The sequence below is a fragment of the Streptomyces sp. NBC_00310 genome (assembly GCF_036208085.1).
Lineage (GTDB): Bacteria > Actinomycetota > Actinomycetes > Streptomycetales > Streptomycetaceae > Streptomyces.
The window spans coordinates 5,914,510-5,933,834 of the sequence record NZ_CP130714.1; the positions used below are offsets into that span (position 1 = coordinate 5,914,510).

General features: G+C 70.7%; 17 protein-coding genes. 7 read left to right on the forward strand and 10 right to left on the reverse strand.

Annotated features, from left to right (window positions below):
- The first annotated feature begins 300 nt into the window (after positions 1–300).
- Both OG202_RS25935 and OG202_RS25940 read left to right on the forward strand, forming a co-directional pair.
- On the forward strand, positions 301–570 hold the full coding sequence (locus OG202_RS25935; protein WP_327728635.1) for a hypothetical protein: 270 nt from the start codon (positions 301–303) through the stop codon (positions 568–570).
- Between the two features lie 67 nt (positions 571–637).
- Positions 638–1,204, forward strand: a complete 567-nt coding sequence (locus OG202_RS25940; RefSeq protein WP_326580200.1) for a hypothetical protein — start codon at positions 638–640, stop codon at positions 1,202–1,204.
- A 127-nt stretch (positions 1,205–1,331) separates the two neighbouring features.
- Here OG202_RS25940 and OG202_RS25945 read toward each other — a convergent pair whose 3' ends face one another.
- Together OG202_RS25945 and OG202_RS25950 are read right to left on the reverse strand one after the other, a co-directional pair.
- Complete coding sequence (locus OG202_RS25945; RefSeq protein WP_328223655.1) at positions 1,332–1,826, reverse strand: hypothetical protein; 495 nt, start codon at positions 1,824–1,826, stop codon at positions 1,332–1,334.
- Between the two features lie 54 nt (positions 1,827–1,880).
- Positions 1,881–2,357 (reverse strand): hypothetical protein, encoded by a 477-nt coding sequence (locus OG202_RS25950; protein WP_327728632.1) that lies wholly within the window; start codon positions 2,355–2,357, stop codon positions 1,881–1,883.
- A 210-nt stretch (positions 2,358–2,567) separates the two neighbouring features.
- On the opposite strand from OG202_RS25950, the gene OG202_RS25955 reads away from it, so the two are divergent.
- Positions 2,568–3,059: a hypothetical protein gene (locus tag OG202_RS25955; RefSeq protein WP_327728631.1), complete on the forward strand. Its 492-nt coding sequence runs from the start codon at positions 2,568–2,570 to the stop codon at positions 3,057–3,059.
- A gap of 222 nt (positions 3,060–3,281) precedes the next feature.
- The gene (locus OG202_RS25960; protein ID WP_327728630.1) at positions 3,282–3,485 is read left to right on the forward strand and encodes a hypothetical protein; all 204 of its coding nucleotides are present in this window, start codon (positions 3,282–3,284) and stop codon (positions 3,483–3,485) included.
- Between the two features lie 91 nt (positions 3,486–3,576).
- On the opposite strand, the gene helR is transcribed toward OG202_RS25960, so the two are convergent.
- Positions 3,577–5,817, reverse strand: a complete 2,241-nt coding sequence (gene helR / locus OG202_RS25965) for an RNA polymerase recycling motor ATPase HelR (protein WP_327728629.1) — start codon at positions 5,815–5,817, stop codon at positions 3,577–3,579.
- Between the two features lie 245 nt (positions 5,818–6,062).
- Entirely contained in the window at positions 6,063–7,673 is a 1,611-nt protein-coding gene (locus OG202_RS25970) for a glycosyltransferase (RefSeq protein WP_327728628.1), read from the reverse strand.
- A 434-nt stretch (positions 7,674–8,107) separates the two neighbouring features.
- Here OG202_RS25970 and OG202_RS25975 point away from each other — a divergent pair, with 434 nt between their 5' ends.
- Positions 8,108–9,685 carry a carbohydrate-binding protein gene (locus OG202_RS25975; protein ID WP_327728627.1) on the forward strand — a complete coding sequence of 526 codons (1,578 nt, stop codon included), beginning with the start codon at positions 8,108–8,110 and terminating at the stop codon, positions 9,683–9,685.
- A gap of 75 nt (positions 9,686–9,760) precedes the next feature.
- Here OG202_RS25975 and OG202_RS25980 read toward each other — a convergent pair whose 3' ends face one another.
- Entirely contained in the window at positions 9,761–10,174 is a 414-nt protein-coding gene (locus tag OG202_RS25980) for a VOC family protein (RefSeq protein WP_328223656.1), read from the reverse strand.
- A 232-nt stretch (positions 10,175–10,406) separates the two neighbouring features.
- Between OG202_RS25980 and dacB the strand changes: the two genes are divergently transcribed.
- Positions 10,407–11,771: a D-alanyl-D-alanine carboxypeptidase/D-alanyl-D-alanine endopeptidase gene (gene dacB / locus OG202_RS25985; protein WP_328223657.1), complete on the forward strand. Its 1,365-nt coding sequence runs from the start codon at positions 10,407–10,409 to the stop codon at positions 11,769–11,771.
- A gap of 346 nt (positions 11,772–12,117) precedes the next feature.
- On the opposite strand, the gene OG202_RS25990 is transcribed toward dacB, so the two are convergent.
- The 4 genes from OG202_RS25990 to OG202_RS26005 all read right to left on the reverse strand — a co-directional run bounded on the left by OG202_RS25990 (position 12,118) and on the right by OG202_RS26005 (position 16,393).
- Entirely contained in the window at positions 12,118–12,702 is a 585-nt protein-coding gene (locus OG202_RS25990; protein ID WP_327728625.1) for a tellurite resistance TerB family protein, read from the reverse strand.
- A gap of 782 nt (positions 12,703–13,484) precedes the next feature.
- Positions 13,485–15,110, reverse strand: coding sequence for a DEAD/DEAH box helicase (locus OG202_RS25995; protein WP_327728624.1), 1,626 nt, complete (start codon positions 15,108–15,110; stop codon positions 13,485–13,487).
- 93 nt (positions 15,111–15,203) lie between these two features.
- The gene (locus OG202_RS26000) at positions 15,204–15,407 is read right to left on the reverse strand and encodes a cold-shock protein (protein ID WP_005483357.1); all 204 of its coding nucleotides are present in this window, start codon (positions 15,405–15,407) and stop codon (positions 15,204–15,206) included.
- A 236-nt stretch (positions 15,408–15,643) separates the two neighbouring features.
- Positions 15,644–16,393 (reverse strand): hypothetical protein, encoded by a 750-nt coding sequence (locus OG202_RS26005; RefSeq protein WP_327728623.1) that lies wholly within the window; start codon positions 16,391–16,393, stop codon positions 15,644–15,646.
- 175 nt (positions 16,394–16,568) lie between these two features.
- Between OG202_RS26005 and OG202_RS26010 the strand changes: the two genes are divergently transcribed.
- On the forward strand, positions 16,569–17,516 hold the full coding sequence (locus OG202_RS26010; protein WP_327728622.1) for a hypothetical protein: 948 nt from the start codon (positions 16,569–16,571) through the stop codon (positions 17,514–17,516).
- A gap of 205 nt (positions 17,517–17,721) precedes the next feature.
- Here OG202_RS26010 and OG202_RS26015 read toward each other — a convergent pair whose 3' ends face one another.
- Positions 17,722–19,158, reverse strand: a complete 1,437-nt coding sequence (locus OG202_RS26015; RefSeq protein ID WP_327732165.1) for an APC family permease — start codon at positions 19,156–19,158, stop codon at positions 17,722–17,724.
- Positions 19,159–19,325 lie beyond the last annotated feature (167 nt).

Here is a 19,325-nt window from a genome sequence, read left to right on the forward strand (position 1 = left end):
GTGGGTGTGCACGGTCACGTTCCGCGCGACGCGGGTCACCCTGGTGGCGTAGCCGGTTCGGTCTCTCGGACCGGTGAGCACCGTGGCGCGATTCGTCGGACGGACCTGTGCGTGGCGGGTCATGGGCGGGGGCCGGACGGGCGCCGTCGCGGGTGACGGGCCCACACGCGGCGACCCTTTCACTGGAATGTCGCCGACGAGAGGCCTGATTACGGGGACCGGCTTACCGTTGAGCCCATGTGTCAGGTCCAATGCCCGATAGCACAGTCGGGTACGCACCGTGAAGGGCGGCACAACCGGATGGATGACTACCTTCGACGGATCGCCGAGTGCAAGGTCGATACGCGTGAACTAAATCTGAGTCTTCAGCGCGATCCGAAGATCACCCTCACTGGCCTCGACGGAGTTGCCGAGACGTCGAAAGCGGAGAAGCCACAGCGGTATTCGGCCGTCCGGCGCGCGTCGCTGTACGACGCGATACGCGAGATGCACGGGTACGAATCGGCGGTCGGAGAGAGGAAGCGGCGGAATGACGGTGAGGGTCTCTTGCGCAAGCCGCGAGAAGGGTGAAGGCGACCGAGGCGGGGTCGTGGAAGCACGGCTCGATGAGAGTGGCTGCCGCTGAGCGGGAGTGGCTGTGATCAACACGGAGATGGGTGAGGGATCTGACCCGTACCCGGACGAGCCCAGAGGGCGGACCCTGGGGGACAAGTACTTCTCGGAGTTCGCGAGGCTGGTGCATGTGAGCCTGAGAAGCTTCTGGTGGGGGGAGCCACTGGGCGCCGTCCTGGGAGCCATGGGCGGTGCCTGGCTCGGCCATGACGACGACCTGCCGGTGGAGCCGGTGCTCGGAGTCGCCGCCTCCATGATCGGTGTCATCATCGGGGCTGTGTTCGCCGTACTGGCGATGATCACGAGAGCCTGTGACACGGCTTTCCTGAAGAAAGCGAAAAAGGCGCGCATCCTCCCCATGACCGACTACCTGTGGCCGTTCTTCACCATCGTGGCCATGGGTATTCTTGCCACGACTTCACTGCTGGTGCTGGCGGGAGTTTCGGAGGAAGCCCCGGATGAATTGCGCATGATCGCCGGGGCGTTGGCGGGATTCTTTGTTCTCTGGACGCTGGCCAGCCTCCCTCCCGCCCTGGGAGTTCTCATTGTATTCACGCGCCTCATCGAGAAAACCGCGAACATCGGCGATTGAGCGCAGCGGAAGGCAGCGGAAGGCAGTGGACGGCAGCGGAGGACAGCGGAGGACAACGGAGGACAGCGGAAGGCTCCCGGTGCGGCAGCGCGAACGGTGGCCGTACCGGGAGCCGTGTCCTCATGCGTTATTCGTCGACGTTCAGTTTCAGGTGGGTGTGAGGGCCGTGCAGGGTGATGTAGCCGTCACCGTAGGCGGAACGGTAGTGGCCGGTGCCGCCGATGATGCCGGTCTTGGCGGTCACCGGCTCGTGCGGCCTGTAGGTGATCATGTCGCTGAGGGTCAGCGTCCCCTTCTTCAGACGCAGTACACGCGTGCACTGTGTGGTCACTTCGCCGTCGGCCAACCGCACCGCGCTGCACTCCGCCTCGCCGTCACCGGCGTACGCGACCTTCCCCTTCCCCTTCCCCTTCGCCGTGTACAGATTCAGATGGGTCACCCAGCTGTCGCCGGTGTGGATGTGTTCGGGTGTCGTGTCCACCACGTTGACGCCGGTCAGCACGACCTTCTCGATGTCGTTGTCCTTGTCGGACTGCTCGGCCTGTGCGGTCGCGGCGGGCAGAAGGGCCAACGCGGTGGTGAGGGCGGCGACGACGGCGCCACGGGCAGCTGAATTGATCACGGGATCTCCAGGGGAACGACCGGCCTGTGAGGGGACGAGGGAGCGCGCTCGACGTCAGTCATCGACGTGGAGGTCGAAGTGGACCCAGTCGCGCTTCAGGGTGATGTAGCCCTCTCCCTCGGCGTCGTTGTAGATGCCGGTGCCGCCCGCGATGGCCGTCTTGGCGGTGATGGGCGAGTCGTCCACGCGGGTGATCACGTCGTGGAGGGTGATCTCCCCCTTCTTCAGACGCAGTACGCGCGTGCACTGGGTGGTCACCCGCTGATGAGTCGCCTCGACGGCGCTGCACCGCGCGCTGGCGTCCCCGGCGAACCGCTTCTTCGTGTCGTACAGATTCAGGTAGGTGACCCAGCTGTCGCCGGTCTCGACCAACCAGGGCTTCGTGTCGGTCGAGGGGACCCCCGTGAGCTGGACTCGCACGATGTCCTCGTCCCCGACATCCGCCGTCGCCAGGGCGGACGTGGACGGAAGGGTGAAGACGGCGGTCAGGGCGGCGGCGGTCACGGCGCGACGGACATGGGCAGCGGGCATGGATCCTCCCAGGGGTCGGACGGGGCGTGCCCCGGTTTCCGGAGCACAGACGGGTCATTTCATGCGACAAGATCCCGTTGATCAACGCACCTCGCGCGTGCGGAACCCACCTACACTCGTGCAGGTCAACGTGCCGCCTTCCATAGGGGTGGTGGCATCGGACAGCCGCTCCACGCCGTCCGACGGCGATTGGCGAGGGGGGAGTACGCCGTGACGACCATCGCGGTGACCGGGCACCTGGACCTGACCGAGGGCACCGTTCCGCTGGTTCGACTCGCCCTGGAGGAGCTGCTCGGGCCGTACGCCGGGGACGGGCGACTCGTCGGGGTCTCCTGTATCGCCAAGGGGGCCGACACCCTGTTCGCCGAGGTCGCCCTTGCACTCGGCGGGCGACTCATCGTCGTCACACCCTCCCGGGACTACCGGCGGAACATGGTCGAGCCCGAGCACGGAGCCGCCTACGACCGGCTCGTCGAGGCTGCCGAGGAGGTCGTCGTCCTTCCCTACGAGACCGCCGACCGGCATGCGTACGAGGCCGCGAACGCCGTACTCATCGAGCGCGCCGATCGTCTCGTCGCCGTATGGAACGGCGCACCGCCCACCGGCAAGGGCGGCGGCACCGCCGATGCCGTGCTCGGAGCGCGGGCGGCCGGTGTCCCCGTGGACGTGGTGTGGCCGGACGGGGCCGCTCGGCGGGGCTGAGGGTACGGGGAGAAGGGGTACGGGGAGAGGCGTGCGGGGGAGAGGGGTGCGGGGGAGAGCGGTCCCGGCCGGGTGCAGGTAGCTCCACCCCCGGTTCGGTAGGAGACCGCATGGTTCGGGGAACCCGGATGCGGGACCGTTGAGTTAGTAAGGATGCGGGACCGTTGAGGTAAGCGAGTCGGATTCCGGACGCGCAGGGTTCCCGGACGGAGGGAGATTCCCATGAAGTCGAAGCGGCCTCCAGCGAAGAGTGCGGGCGAGGTGCGGGACGAGGGCGGGTTCGCTCCGCTGCTTGCCGCGTGGGACCTGGCGCATCCCGCCCCCGTCGCCGACCCCGACTGGCGGCATCTGCTGGACGAGATGGCCCACCCCGGTACTACGCGAGCCTTCCACCGACTGGCCGAGGCCCGGGCTTCCCGGGCTTGAGGTCGGTCGCGCGCGGCTCGCGGCCAGGTCCCGTCCGGCCTCAGCTGGCCGGCGCTCCCGTCCGGCCTCGCATGACCGTTCCCGTCCGGCCTCAGGTGGCCGTCGTCGTGAGGACGACCAGCTGCCGCGTCGCCCGGGTCATCGCGACGTAGTGGTCCACCGCTCCCTCGATGCCCTCGCCGAAGTTCTCCGGGTCGATGAGGACCACCAGGTCGAATTCGAGGCCCTTCGACAGTTCGGGGGTCAGGGAGCGGACCCGGGGTGTCGGGCGGAAGGGCGCGGCGGAGCCCGGGGCGGAGATCACGCAGGCGATTCCGTCGGCGTCGGCGGCCAGCCAGGTGTCCAGGGTCGCGTCCAGGTCCGACGTCGAGCCGTGGACGACCGGGATGCCGCCGCTGCGGATGGAGGTGGGGACGTTCGCGTCGGGGAGCGCGGCTCGGATGACCGGTTCGGCCTCCGTCATGATCTCTTCCGGCGTGCGGTAGTTGATGGTCAGGGAAGACTGGGTGATCCGGTCCAGGCCCACCCGCTTCAGGCGTTCCTGCCAGGACTCCGTGAAACCGTGCCTGGCCTGGGCGCGGTCGCCGACGATCGTGAAGCTTCGGGACGGGCAGCGCTGCAGCAGCATCTGCCACTCCGCGTCCGTCAGCTCCTGCGCCTCGTCCACGACGACGTGGGCGAACGGGCCGGCCAGGAGGTCCGGGGCGAGGGCGGGCAGTTCGGCGTTGTCGACCAGGCTGACCTGGGCGTCCTCGCCGCGGAGCATCGTCACCAGACCCTCGCCGTCGTCGGCGTCGGCGCCTGAGTTGGACACCGCCTCGATCAGGTTGTCCACGACCTGGGTCATGCGCTCGCGCTGAGCGGCGAGGGTGGCCTCGTGCCGACGCTTGCGGCGGGCCGTCTCCGGGTCGCCGAGGCGTTGGCGGGCCGCGTCGAGGAGGGGGAGGTCGGACGTCGTCCAGGCCCGGGGGTCGTCACGCTGGAGGCGCTGGACTTCCTCGCGGCTCAGCCAGGGGGCGCACATGCGGAGGTACGCCGGTACGGTCCACAGGTCTCCGACCAGGTCCGCCGCCTCCAGGAGGGGCCAGGCACGGTTGAAGGTCGTGACGAGGTCCCTGTTCTGCAGGAGGGCCCTGCGCAGGAGGGCGGGGGAGACGGCGGTGTCGGCGTCCGGGTCGGGGTCGGCCTCGGCTTCGTGTTTGTCCGTCAGGATCGTGAGGAGTTCTTCCCAGACCTGGTGACGGGCCTCGTTGTGGGGCGTGCCGGGTTCCGCCGCGTCGAAGGCCGCGGTCCAGTCGTCGGGGCTCAGCCGGATGTCGGACCAGGGGGTCGTGACCGTCATGCCCTGGGTGGGGGGTTCCTCGTAGAAGCGGACGGCCTTCTCGATGCCGCCCACCAAGGCCGCGGACGACTTCAGGCGGGCCACCTCCGGGTCGGGCTCGACCCCGGCCCCTGCCCCCTCCGTGACCAGGTCGCGCAGGATGCACGTCTGTACGCCCTCCTCGCCGAGGCTGGGCAGGACGTCGGCGACGTAGGAGAGGTACGGGCGGTGGGGGCCCACGAAGAGGACGCCGCCCCGGCGGTGGCCCAGGCGGGGGTCGGAGTGGAGCAGATAGGCGGAGCGGTGGAGGGCCACGACGGTCTTGCCGGTGCCGGGGCCGCCGTCCACGACCAGGGCGCCCCGGGAGCTCGCGCGGATGATGGCATCCTGGTCGGCCTGGATGGTGCCGAGGACGTCCCGCATGCGCTCCGACCTGGTGGTGCCCAGGCTGGCGATGAACGCGGACTGGTCGTCGAGGGCGGCGGAATGGTGGTCGGTGAGGCCGTCCAGTTCGTCGGGGGAGAAGACCTCGTCCCAGTAGTCGCTGATGCGGGCGTTGGTCCAGCGGTAGCGGCGGCGGCTCGTCAGGCCCATCGGGTTGGCGTGGGTGGCGCCGAAGAACGGCTCGGCCGCCGGGGAACGCCAGTCGATCAGCAGACGGCGGCCCGTCGCGCTGTCCGTGAGGCCCAGGCGGCCGACGTAGACGGGGTTCTCCGGATCGTCAGTGCTCACCATGTGGCCGAGGCACAGGTCCAGGCCGAAGCGGCGCAGGGTCCGCAGGCGGGCGGTCAGGCGGTGGATCTCCGTGTCCCGGTCCATCGCGTGCCGGCCCAGGCCGCCGGGGGCTCTGCGCGCGGCGTCGAGTTGGGCGGACACCTCGGCGATCGACTGTTCGAGGCACTGCGCGAGCGCCGTGAAGTGCCGCTGGTCGGCGGCGATCAGGGCCGGGTCGGCCTTGGCGGAGAGGCGGTCGGGGAGGTCGAACGCGCTGGTGGTGGTCGGGGGGTTCATGTCAATCGCTCCGAACGCTCCGAAGATGAGGTCGCTTGCGACCATCGGTCCCTGCTCGATGGTCCCTGCTCGATGGGTCCTGCTCGATGGGTTCTGCTCACGGGGTCCTGCTGGGTGGGACTCCTGGGTGGGACTGTTGGGTGGGGCTGGTCGGTGGGACCGTTGGCTGGGACTGCTGTGACGAGGGGGATCGATCCTTTCTCGACTCTCGACGGGCTCGCCTCGTTCACGCGGACACTTGCCGTCTATCCCGCCGCCTGTGTTGCCGCCTGTCCCGCCGCCTGTGCCGCCTGTGCCGGCTGCCGCCGTCCGTCCTGGCCGATCGTGTCAAGAAGCAGCTGCGCCGCCACCATCGCCCCGTCCGTCCGGACCATCCCGGCCACCTCGGCCGCCCGCGCTCGCGTCTCCGGGGCCAGAGCCACCTCCAGCGCCGCCGACAAGGACTCGTACGTCGGGGTCGGGCCGTCGTGCGCCGCGCCGATGCCGAGCGCGGCGACGCGGCCCGCGAAGTACGGCTGGTCCCCGCCCTGGGGCACCACCACCTGGGGCGCGCCCGCCCACGTCGCCGTGGTCGTCGTGCCCGAGCCGCCGTGGTGGATGACGGCGGCGACCCGGCGGAACAGCGCGTGATGGTTGGTCTCGCCTACGACGAAGCAGTCGTCCCGGTCGTCGACGAGAGCCAGCTCGGCCCAGCCCTGGGAGACGATCGCGCGGCGCCCCTGCGCACGGATGGCTTCGATGGACACCCGGGCGACACCCTCGGAGCCGCCGATGGCGATACTGCCGAAGCCGACGTACACCGGCGGCGTACCGCCATCCAGGAACGCCGTCAGCTCGGCCGGCAGCGGCCGTTCATCCGGCACGATCCACGTGCCGGTCTGTACGACGCCGTGGTCGGAGGACCCCTGCCGCGGGTCCGACGCCGGGTGGCCCGGTTCCTGCCGTAGGTCCGGGGTGGGGGCGGCCAGTTCCTGCTTCGGGTCCGATGCGGCGCCCGACGGTTCCTGCCGTAGGTCCGGGGCGGCGCCCGACGGTTCCTGCCGCAGGTTCGGGGCGAGGTCTCCCGGTTCCTGCCGGCCCGACGCGGGGCCCGACGGTTCCTGCCGACCCGACGCGGCGCCCGACCGTTCCTGCCACAGCCCCGACGCGGGGCCCGACGGCGCCTGCCACAGCCCCGACGCGGAGCCTGACGCAAAGCCCGACGCGGAGCCCGACGCGGAGCGCGCCCGCTCCCCCCACGGATCCAGCACCGGATCCGTCGCCAGCCACGGCCGGTCGGTGAAGACGTGGTCGCGCACATCCTTCACCGGCGGCAGCCCCACCGACGCCCGATGCGTGTTGATCACCTCGCCGAACAGGTCGTTCGCGCTCCAGGCGTCGAAATCCCACAGCGCCCGGTTGTCGCTCACGTCCGACGGCAACGGCCGCCCCGGCCGCTGCATGGGCGGATGGTGCGGCGACGGCAGGGAGACGGACTGGAAGCTGGCGTACACGTACGGGATGCCCAGTTTGTCGGCCACCGACCGGACGCAGGCCGCGGCCGGGAGCAGGCCCGTCGCCACCAGTACATCGCACCCCTCGGCCGCCTCGGCGACCGTGTCGAACTGCGCGAGCAGCTCGGCCGCGCGCCGGGGCACGCCGTCCGCGCCCGGTGGCGTCGCCGCGGTCATCAACGCGCGCACCGACCGGCCGAACGGCACCAGCGGTACGCCGACACCGGCCAGCCGCCGCGCGAACTCCTCGTCCGGCGGCGCGCACACCCGCACCTCCGCGCCGAGCTCGCGCAGTCGGACCGCGAGTCCCACCAGCGGCTCGACGCCCCCGCGCGAGTCGTAGTTCGCCAACAGCACACGCATGAAGCGCCCCGGTTTCCGTCGATACTGGCTCAGGCCGGAGATTCTGCGGCACGACGGGGGCCTTGCCGCAAGCCCCCCGGTGCGCTATACGTTGAGAGTGGCAAGGAGTGGTTTACCTCCTTGCCTTTCTTCTTGCCCTCTCCCGCTTCCTGCCTGACCGGCTCCCTCTTCCTGCCCGGCGGCCCGGCACCCGGAGGCGGCTCGGCGCCAGGTCACCGGGGGCGCCGTATGTCACCCGGCGTTCACGTACTCGAATGAGTTTCAGATCTCAGGGTGCTTTCCGGGGGTTATATCCCCCTTCCCTCACCCTCAGTTCATCCATGTGAACAGAATCTACGTCCCACTCTATTGACGTGCCCAGGTCACCCCCCGACACTCGCCCACAGGGAAAGCGCTTTCTGGATCGTTCTGGACCTCATCCCTGGAGACCGACGATGCAAACGACGCACGTGAGACCCGTCATGGCGACGGCGAGCGCAGGTCTGGTGGCAGGCCTGCTGGTCGCGTTGTCCGGTACGGCGGCGCAGGCCGCGACCACCCGGTACGAGGCCGAGGCGTCACCGGCCGTCTGCACGGGCACGATCGACTCCGACTGGGCCGGATTCTCGGGCAGCGGATTCTGCAACGGCACCAACGCCACAGGCGCGTACGCCCAGTTCACCGTGACCGCACCCGCATCGGGCACGGCGACACTGTCCGTCCGGTTCGCCAACGGCACCACCGGAGCGCGGGCCGCGAGCGTTCTCGTGAACGGTACGACGGCCGCGACGGCGTCCTTCGAGAGCACCGGCACCTGGGCGGGGTGGACCACCAAGACGCTGACCGTGCCGGTGACTTCGGGCAGCAACGTCATCCGGATCAACCCGACCTCGTCCACCGGTCTGCCCAACATCGACTACCTCGACGCGAACGTGCCCGACGGCACCACCACACCGCCGCCGTCCAGTTCCGCGCTGTACGTCTCGCCGACCGGGACGGACTCCGCGGCCGGTACGGTCTCGTCCCCCACCACCCTCACCTCGGCGATCAGCCGGATCGCCGCCGGCGGGACGATCTATCTGCGCGGCGGTACGTACGCCCAGGCCTCGACCGTCACCATCCCGGCCGGCAGCTCCGGGACCGCCTCCGCCCGGACGACCCTGTCCGCCTATCCGGGCGAGAAGCCGATCCTCAACTTCTCGGCCCAGAGCGAGAGTTCGTCGAACCGGGGGCTTCAGCTCAACGCCTCGTACTGGCATGTGTACGGGATCGTCGTCGAGCGTGCCGGGGACAACGGGATCTACGTCGGCGGCAGCGACAACGTCATCGAGCGGACCGTGACGCGGTTCAACCGGGACACGGGGCTGCAGTTGGGGCGGATGGCCTCCACCACACCCACCGCCGACTGGCCGTCGGACAACCTGATCCTGAGCGCCGAGTCGCACGACAACGCCGACTCCGACGGGGAGGACGCGGACGGGTTCGCGGCGAAGCTGACGACCGGGACCGGGAACGTGTTCCGGTACGCCGTGGCCCACAACAACATCGACGACGGCTGGGACCTCTACACCAAGCCGGACACCGGACCCATCGGACCGGTGACCATCGAGGACTCGCTCGCCTACGAGAACGGCACACTCACCGACGGTTCGCAGGCGGGGAACGGCGACCGCAACGGCTACAAGCTCGGCGGCGACGACATCGCCGTGAACCACGTCGTCCGGCGCAGCATCGCCTACGACAACGGCAAGCACGGTTTCACGTGGAACAGCAACCCGGGCACGATGGCGGTCTCCGGGAACGTGAGCATCGACAACACCGAGCGGAACTTCAACTTCGACGGCGGTACGTCGGTGTTCCGCGACAACACCTCGTGCCGCAGCGGCAGTGGTACGAACGACCGGATCATCGGCAGCTCCGACAGCTCCAACCAGTTCTGGTCCGGGTCGAACGGGTCCCGGTGCTCCTCGTACTCCGGCGGCCTCAACTGGTCGTTCGGCAGCGACGGCAGCCTCGACGTCACCTTCGGATGAGAAGCGGGTGACGTGGCGCCCCCGCCCGGGACGGTTCGCCGTTACGGGCGGGGGTTTTCGCCGACGCGCCGCCGCTCAGCCCTGCGGCTCGCTGATGTTGACCATCCAGGGGATGCCGAAGCGGTCCGTGCACATGCCGAAGACATCGCCCCACATCTGCTTGTCGAGGGGGACGGAGACGGTGCCGTCGGCGGAGAGCTGCTCCCAGTAGCCGCGCAGTTCGGTGTCGTCGTCGCCGCTGAGGCTGACGGAGAAGCTGCCGCCGGGGGTGTATTCCATGCCGGGCGGGGTGTCGGCGCCCATGAGGGTGAAGCCGCCGGGGGTTTCCAGCATGCCGTGCATGATCTTGTCGGATTCCGGGGTGCCGGGCTGGCCGAGATTGCCGAAGGTGTGCAGCGACAGCTCGCCGCCGAAGACCTCCTTGTAGAACTCCATCGCCTGCCGGGCGTCGCCGTCGAAGCTGAGGTAGGGGTTGAGCCGCGAGACCACGAGAACCTCCTGAAACTGCTGAAACTCCTGGAAAAGGAGCAAACGGTCAGGTGTCCGGAGCGTAGCCCTCGCCACTGACAACGGCATGCCGTGGTCGCCGTCATCCGCGGCGGACGGTGCGTCAAGTCTTCACAAAGTACCCATCGGTAGCGGGAGTCCCGACTGTTACTTTCACTTTCAAGATTTAGTGAAGCTCCCTGTACCCCCACGAACCTCCCCCACCGAGGCCCGCATGCCCAGCTCCCTGTCCTCCTCCTCACCCTCCCCCTCCACCTCCTCTGGTCTTCGCGCCGGCGGCCGGCACCGTAAGGCCAAGGCTCCGAACCCGGCGTTCCGGCGGGCGGCCGTGATCGCCGTGGTCGCCCCCGTCGCCGGGACGATCCTGGCCGGGACGTCCGCCTTCGCCGCCGACGAGACGACCGCGAAGGCCGGTGCCACCGAACTCGACGCCGCCGAGCAGAAGATCGCGGACAACCTGAACACACGCAGCCAGGACACCCGCCTCGGCAGCACGCTCAGCGGTGTCGTCATCGACGCCAAGTCCGACAAGGTGGTGTGGGGGCACGACGCGGACACCGCGCTGATGGCCGCGTCCAACACGAAGCTCGCCACCTCCACCGCCGCGCTGACGGTGCTCGGCCCGGACCACCGGCTCACCACGAAGGTCGTGTACGGCGACGGCACGCTGACCCTCGTCGGCGGCGGCGACCGCACCCTGACGACCGACGACCTCGACGCGCTCGCCAAGACCGCCGTCGCCGGGCTGCGGAACGCCGGGCTCACCTCGGTGAAGGTCCGCGTCGACGACAGCCTCTTCCCCGAGCCGACCCTCGCGAACGGCTGGAACACCGGCTACTACCCCGACTCCATCGCCCCCGTACGCGCGCTGGTCGTCGACTCCCACAACGTCGACGACACCTCCCTCGACGCGGGCGGCGTCTTCGCGGGGCTCCTCGCCGAGCGGGGTGTGACGGTCGACGGCGAGGTCACGCGCGGGGTCGTCGGCAACGCGGACGTGCCGGTCGCCTCGCACACGTCCGACAAACTGTCCACGGTCGTCAAGCGGATGCTCAAGGTCAGCGACAACGACATCGCCGAGTCGCTGCTGCGGCTCACCGCCCTCGGCGCCGACCGCTCCGCCACCTTCGAGGACGGGACCGCCGTCGTACGCGACGTCCTCACCCGGTACGGCATCTCGCTCGACAACTTCGCGATGTACGACGGCAGCGGACTGTCCCGCGCGACCCGCATCCCGGCTCGGACCATCGCCGACATCGTCGACCTGGCTGCCGACCCCCGGCATGCCCAGACGCTGAAGTACATCATCGACGGGCTGCCCGTCTCGGGTGAGGCGGGCGCCACGCTGGGCCCGGAGTTCGGCCGCTTCGACACCGCCGACTCCCAGTGCGCCGTCGGCCAGGTCAAGGCCAAGACCGGCACCCTCACCGGCGCCGTCGCCCTCAGCGGCCTCACCAAGGCCCAGGACGGCCAGTGGAAGGTCTTCTCCTTCATCGAGAACGACTCCGCCGCCGGCCCGTCCGACATCAAGGACGCCCTGGACGGCCTCGCGGCCACGGTCAACGGCTGCTGGGCGTAGCACGCCCGCACCCGAAGGCTCACGGACGCCGGCAGTGGGGACGGCCGGCGTCCGTGGGGTACGGCGACGTCCGCGCGCGCCCAATCGTCCCGCACCGGTGCCGCCCGGCGTGAGCCGCCGAGAGGACGGGCATCCACAGCCTGTGGACGGCGCGACCGCGACGACCGGCCGGGTCTCGCACTCCACTCCGCCCGCTCCTCCGCCTGCCCCTCCGGCCGCGCGTGCGCCTGCCCGCGGCGGGGCTCAGCGGAACGGCCGGCGACAGCGGGAGAAGGGCCGCGACCAGCTGCCCGGCACGGCGGCCCACGACTCGCGAGCCGCCGCTGTCAGGGGCGAGCCCCCGCTGTCAGAGGCCGAACTCCTGCGGGGACAGGCCGAGGGTCGCGCACGCCTCGCGGAGGACTTGCTCCTCGCTCTGGGCGATGTAGCCGTCCGCGCCCGCCACCACGAAGCCGGTCTGGATGACCGCCCGGGCCTCCGTCGGCTTCTTCGCGGCCTTGGCGATCTCCTGCAGGGCCTCGGTCTTGCCCTGCTGGAAGTTGAACGACAGCTGGTCGACGTGCTTGTTGAAGCGCTGCCGCAGCTGGTCGGCCGGGAAGTTCTGCAGGACGTCGTTGTTCAGGATCAGCGACTCCACGTGCTGCCGCTCGTGCTGGTCCACGTTCCCGTCGGCGGCGGCGACCAGGGCGCACATGGCCATGCTGGCGTCCCGGTAGGCCCCGCTCTTCAGCTCCGTCTTGAGGGAGGTGAGCTGGGACTTGAGCGCGCTCACCAGCTGGGCCTTCGATCCGCCGGCGGACCGACCGGACCCCGAGGACCCGGTGGAGCCCATGGGCCCCGTGCCCGGCCGCCCGTGCGTGCTGCCGCCCCGCGCCGCCTGCGCCTGCTGCAGACCCTTGGCCTGGTCCTTGATCCGATCCCACATCGCCATGCGTGCCACCTCGGCTAGAGCCCGTGTCGTGCCGGTCGTTCCGGTCGTCCGCGTGCGTTCCGCACGTCCCCCCGTGAACGGCTGCCGCCCCCTCCAGAGTTCCGCGTCCGGTGCGTCCGGTGCGTCCGGTGCGTCCGGTGCGTCCGGTGGGTGGGCCGGGTCGAGGACGGTCGTCAACACGTCCGGCGACGGCCGCGTAGCCATCATCCCGTGTGGACCGACCGTGGAGCGTGGGGAGTTGGGTTCGTGGCGGTGGTGGGGCCGTCGGGACAGGGAGCGGGGAAGCCGACGTTCCTCGATGGCGCGGGGCTGTTGGACGGCGGGACCGGCGGGACGTATCCGCGCGGGACGGGATCGACACGGATGCCCTCGCGGACGCGGACGCGGATGCGGATGCGGACGGGAACGCGGACGCTGCCACGGACCGTACCGCGTGCGCGGGCGGGGTATCGGGTTCGCGCGACTGGACGCCGGTGATCCACCCGGCCACGGTCGCGGCGGCCCCGGCCGATCGGCCTGACCACCGTTCCGACCACCCGTCTGATCGCCTGCCCGGGGCCACCCGTCTGATCGTCGGCCCGGGCCATCAGCCTGATCGCCTGGCCGGGGCCACCCGTCTGGTCGTCGGCCCGGGCCATCAGCCTGATCGCCTGGCCGGGGCCACCCGTCTGGTCGTCGGCCCGGGCCATCAGCCTGATCGTCGGTCTCCGCCGGCCTGGCGGGCCTCCCGCATCCAGTCGGCGGAGGCCCTGCGCCGCTGAGCGCGGCTCACGCGCCCGTCGTCAGCGGCCGTTCCCCTTCGCGGGGGCGCGGCGGCGGCCCTGGGAAGGACGGCTCCGGCGGCCGCGTGACGCGGAGGCCGGACGGGCGGCCGGTTGCTCGGTGACCGGCGGGGTGAGGACGACCGGGACGCCCGAGGGGGCCTGGGCGCCGGTGATGCGGTTCAGTTCGGTGCCGCCCGAGCGGACCCTCGTGGTCGTCGGGGTGATGCCGGCGACGGCCATCAGCCGGGTCATGTCACGGCGCTGGTGCGGCAGGACGAGCGTGACGACCGTGCCGGACTCGCCGGCCCGGGCCGTACGGCCGCCCCGGTGCAGATAGTCCTTGTGGTCGCCCGGCGGGTCGACGTTGACGACGAGGTCGAGGTCGTCGACGTGGATGCCGCGCGCCGCGACGTTCGTGGCGACCAGGGCCGTCACGTCACCGTCCTTGAACTGGCTCAGGGCCCGGTTGCGCTGGGACTGCGACTTGCCGCCGTGCAGGGCGGCCGCGCGCACGCCGACCGCCAGCAGCTTCTTGACCAGCCGGTCCGTCGCGTGCTTGCTGTCCAGGAACATGATCACCCGGCCGTCACGGGCGGCGATCTCGGTCGTGGTGGCGTGCTTGTCGTCGTCCTCGATGTGCAGCACGTGGTGGTCCATCGTCGTGACCGCGCCCGCGGACGGGTCGACGGAGTGGACGACGGGGTCGTGGAGGTAGTCGCGGACCAGCCGGTCGACGTTGCGGTCCAGGGTGGCCGAGAACAGCATCCGCTGGCCGTCGGGACGCACCTGGTCGAGCAGCGCGGTCACCTGCGGCATGAAGCCCATGTCGGCCATCTGGTCGGCCTCGTCCAGGACGGTGATCGCGACCCGGTCCAGCCGGCAGTCGTCACGGTCTATGAGGTCCTTGAGCCGGCCGGGTGTCGCGACGACCACCTCGGCGCCGCCGCGCAGCGCGCTGGCCTGACGTCCGAGGGACATGCCGCCGACCACCGTGGTGAGCCGCAGGCGCAGCGCACGGGCGTAGGGGGTGAGGGCGTCGGTGACCTGCTGGGCGAGTTCACGGGTGGGGACGAGGACGAGGGCCAGCGGCTGCCGGGGCTCGGCCCGCTGCCCCGCCGTACGGGCCAGCAGGGCGAGACCGAAGGCGAGCGTCTTGCCCGACCCGGTGCGGCCCCGGCCCAGGACGTCCCGCCCGGCCAGTGAGTTCGGCAGGGTCGCGGCCTGGATGGGGAACGGGGCGGTCACCCCTTCGGCGCGGAGCGTCTCCAGCAGCCGTGCGGGCAGGTCCAGTTCATCGAACGCGTCGACCGCCGGCAGCGCGGGCGTGACCGTGACCGGCAGAGCGAACTCCCCACCGGCGGCGGCCACGGCGGGTCCACCGCCACGCCGGCTCCGACCGTTCCTGGGCGCACCGTTCTTGGGGGCACCGTTCTTCGCCGCACCGGCCTTGGCCGCACCGTTCTTCGCCGCACGGGAGGGAGCGCCCGGGTTGCCCGCCGCCGCGCCCGTCCCCTGCGAGCGGGCACGGTTGCCCCGGGACGTGCCGGTGCCGGCGGAGTTCTTGTCCGTGCGGGCGGCAGAGCCCTTCTCCGTACGGGGGCGGGAGGAGGAGCTGCTGCTGTTCGTACGAGCCGTGCGGTTCATGGGGACCTTCCTCGATGCGGCGGCGCCTGTCGCACACGAGCCGGGGCCCGCACCTTTCGGGCGCGGGCCCCGGCTCATGCGTACGCGTCAGAGTCAGGCGGGAACGATGTTCTCGGCCTGGGGGCCCTTCTGGCCCTGCGTGACGTCGAAGGTCACCTTCTGGCCTTCCTGAAGCTCACGGAAGCCGGAGGTGGCGATGTTCGAGTAGTGGGCGAAGACGTCCGGGCCGCCACCCTCCTGCTCGATGAAGCCGAAGCCCTTTTCCGAGTTGAACCACTTCACGGTGCCGGATGCCATGCTGAAACTCCCTTGATGCAGTGCCCGGAGCCGCACTTTGCGGACCCGGTGTCGCAGCACGGTTCGACCCACGGGAAGATCTGACCCGGAAAGTCCCGGAAACAACAAAGAGTGCTCGTCGACGGAAGGTCGAAGAGCACTCAGAAGCCTCTGGTAACCAAAACTGCCACTTCATGGCAAGGTAGCACAGGCTCGGGGTGAGTGGTGTGAGACACCGGACACCCCGAGCAAAAACTTCAGCCCTGGGGCGGTGCGGGCGGGGCCGGAGGCCGGTCCGGCGGGTACGGCTGGGGGGCGGGCGCGGCCTGCCAGGGCTGCGCGGGCTGCGGCTGCGGGGTCTGCCAGGGCTGCGGCGGCTGCGGCGGCTGCGGGGACTGCCAGGACCGTGCGGGCCCGGGGGAGGTCGCGGCGGGGCGGCGGGTGGCCAGGACGGTCGTCACGGTCGCGCCGAGTGCCGGCAGACAGGCGACGGTCAGGAGATAGAAACCGGCGCCGTAGGTCGTGGTCCGCTCGCCCGTGTCCCACTGGGTGTCGTTGAACGCGTCCGTCACCACCATGAGCGTCGTGCCGAGGAGCAGCACCGCGCTCCCGACGGCGAGTGCGGGGCCCAGCGGGAGCCGGCGGCTGCGGCCGGTCAGCAGGAGTACGGCCGCGGCGACGGCCAGCAGACCGCCGATGAGCAGCGGGATCCCGGAGAACTGCGTGACCGTGGTCGTCTCCTCCCCGGTTGCCCAGCTGGAGTAGGACCACGCCTTCGCGACGTTGTGGTAGATCGGCTCATCCCGTTCCTCGCTGAGGTACTGGACCGATGTGTCCAGCGTGGCGAACGAACCGCCGATGGCGAGGAGGGCGCCGAGCACCAGCAGCGAGCCGGACACCCGGTCCAGGACCGCCGCCGGGTCGCCCGGCGGGGCGGTCGGTCTGTAGCCGGGGTGCGGAGGTGCGGGGTGACCCGCGTACGGGCCGGACTGCGTCGGTTCCGTCATCTTCCGATGATAGGGAGCGGAGATCGCGTGCATAAGGTGAAATACCCTGCCGGATAGGCGAGTTGGGGCTACAGTGCTCGCCCTCGTTCATGGTTGGTCCGTGGTCGGGATATCGGATCGGCATACGTCCACCTCGAACCATCACTGTGCGACCGAAATTCGTTACTCTCCGGGCATGTCTCTCCTCGGTCGCCGACGAAGCACGACCAGACTCGCCCCCGAACTCGACGACACGGACCTCGGGAAGGTGCGCAAGCGTCTTGTGGAGAGGGGGAGTTCGGGCGGTCGCAGCCTCGCGGTGGCCATGATCGAGCAGCTGCTGCGCGACACCGGCCGGGACTGGGACCGCAGGGCCCACCGGCTGAGCGTCCTCGCGGAGTCGACGTCACCGGCCCTGCAGCGCTCCTGGGCCGAGGAGCAGCCACAGGACCCGGACGCGCGACTGCTGTTCGCCTGGGGTGTCCTGCTGCGGGCGCGGTACGAGGAGCAGCCGGTCCCGGGGGAGACCCGGGAGGCGCTCGACGCCTGCGAGCGGGCCGCCGGGCTGCGGCCCGAGGATCCCACCCCCTGGGTGGTGCGGCTCGGTCTGCTGCGGCTGTGGCGCCGACCGGGCGCGGAGGTCTTCCCGCTCTGGGACGAGATCGTCCGACGCGACCCCTGGCATCGCGAGGCGCACTTCCAGATGCTCGGCTATCTGTCGCCGTGGGAGTGCGGTTCGCACGCGCAGACCGTCGACTTCCTCGACCGGGTGCGCGCGGGAACGGCGCCCACGGCCCCGACGGCGGGCCTGGAGATCGCCGCCCTCGTCGACCTCTACCAGGGCACCGTCGACCAGGGCGGGCTGGAAGCCCTCACCGCCGTCCAGCTGTGGAGCCGCCCGAACGCGGTGGCGGCCCTGGGCCGCGCGCTGGCCGACTGGCCCCGCCCCGGCTATCTGACCCATGCCGCGGCGGTTGCCGACCTCAACCTGCTGGCGTACGCGCTGGTGCAGGCGAAGCGGGCCGGGGAGGCGGGCGAGGTGTTCCGCGCGATCGGCGGCATGGTCACGCCGTACCCCTGGGCCCTGGAGAGCGGTGACCCCCTGCTGTCCTTCGGCGGCTGGCAGCAGCGCGCGACGGGCTGACCGGACGCGGGTCCCCTGCGGGGGGCTGGGGGCTGGGGGCGAGGGGGGTGCGGTTGCGTCGGTGGGTGCGGGGCCGGTGGGGCTTCTCGCGCAGTTCCCCGCGCCCCTGAAAGGCAGGCCCCGGCTCTTCAGGGGCGCGGGGAACTGCGCGACCAGCCCCCACGCGCCCGCACCCGCGCCCGCAGCCGCAAACGACCCTCCGCTCCTACCGTCGGCTGGGTGTACCGGCCAGTAGGGGCATCGTTATGCCCGCCAGCAGCGCGCCCGGCACGGCCAGGGCGAGCCAGACCGCCGTGGTGGTGTCACCGCCGATGAGGGTGGTGAAGTTGGAGATGATCAGCCAGATGGCCCCGGCGATGCCAACGGCGCCCAGGGCGGGGGCGATCAGGGTGTTCCAGAGCCGGGTGTCGCCGGACCGCTCCTGGCGGAAGTACACGATGACCGACACGGAGGTCAGCAAATACAGCAGCATGATCGCCAGTACGGCGAGACCGCTGAGCCAGGAGAAGAGGGTGAGGACGGGGTCCTCGCCCGCGAGGGCGAAGGGGAAGACCAGCAGGGCGGCGATCGCGGTCTGCACGACACCCGCGAGCCACGGCGACTGGCGGCCGTTGAGCGAGCTCAGCCCGCGCGGCAGCAGGCCCTCCCGGCCGAGGGAGAACAGGTAGCGGTTGGCGGAGTTGTGGAAGGCCAGGATGCTGGCGAACAGCGAGGTGGCCAGCAGGATCGGCAGCGCGTCGCCCGCCCACGCGCCCAGCTCCGCGGAGACCGGCGCGGCGACGAACGCGGCGCCGTCCCCGGCCTCCAGGGCCTTGCCCGCGGCCGCCGCACTCGCGGACGCGCCGTGGGCCGAGATCAGCATCCAGGACGTGAAGGCGAAGAACGCGGTGACCAGGACGACCGCGAGATAGGTGGCCCGGGGGACCGTGCGGTGCGGCTCGCGCGCCTCCTCGCCGTAGATCGCGGTCGCCTCGAAGCCGAACATCGACGCCACCGCGAACATCAGCGCCACCCCGGGCGCGCCGTCGAGCGCCGCCGACAGGGAGAAGGAGGCACCGGGGGCCAGTCCTTCGGGGCCGCCGCCCTTGAGGAGCATCACCACGCCGAAGACCAGCAGCAGGCTGATCTCGGCCAGCACGAACACCGCGAGCACCTTGGCGCCCACGTCGACGCCGGTCGCGCCGAGGCCCTGGACGACCACCATCGTGCCGAGCGCGAACAGCCACCAGGGCACGTCCAGTTCCAGGTACTGGAGGGCCAGTCCGTTCATGACGGCACCGAACAGGCCGTACACCGCCGCCTGGATGGCGTGGTAGGCGAGCAGCGCCACGCCCGCGCTGCCCGCGGCGGCCGTCCCACCGAGACCCTTGCCGACGTAGGAGTAGAAGGCGCCCGCGTCGACCACGTGGCGGCCCATCGCGACATAGCCGACGGAGAAGAGCAGGACGACCACCCCGGCCACCACGTACATCGCGGGGACGCCGGGGCCGTTGCCGATGGCTATCGCGACCGGTGCCGCTCCGGCGACACCGGTCAGCGGCGCCTGTGCGGAGAGCACGAAGAAGAGGATGCCCAGGACGCCGAGCGCGTTCTGTTTGAGGGAGCCGGTGGACGCGTAGCCGTCGCCGGCCGCGTGCCGCATTCTGGACGCACTTGTAGACATGCCTCACCTGTCGGGCGGAAGAGAAGGATGTGGTTTCGGCTCAAACGAGCTGCCCCATGTTTGCCTCAACGCGCCTGCCTGGCAAGGGAGTGACACGTGTAGGGCCACAGATTGTTCGGGTGCGTACGACCGTCCGTGTCCGCGCG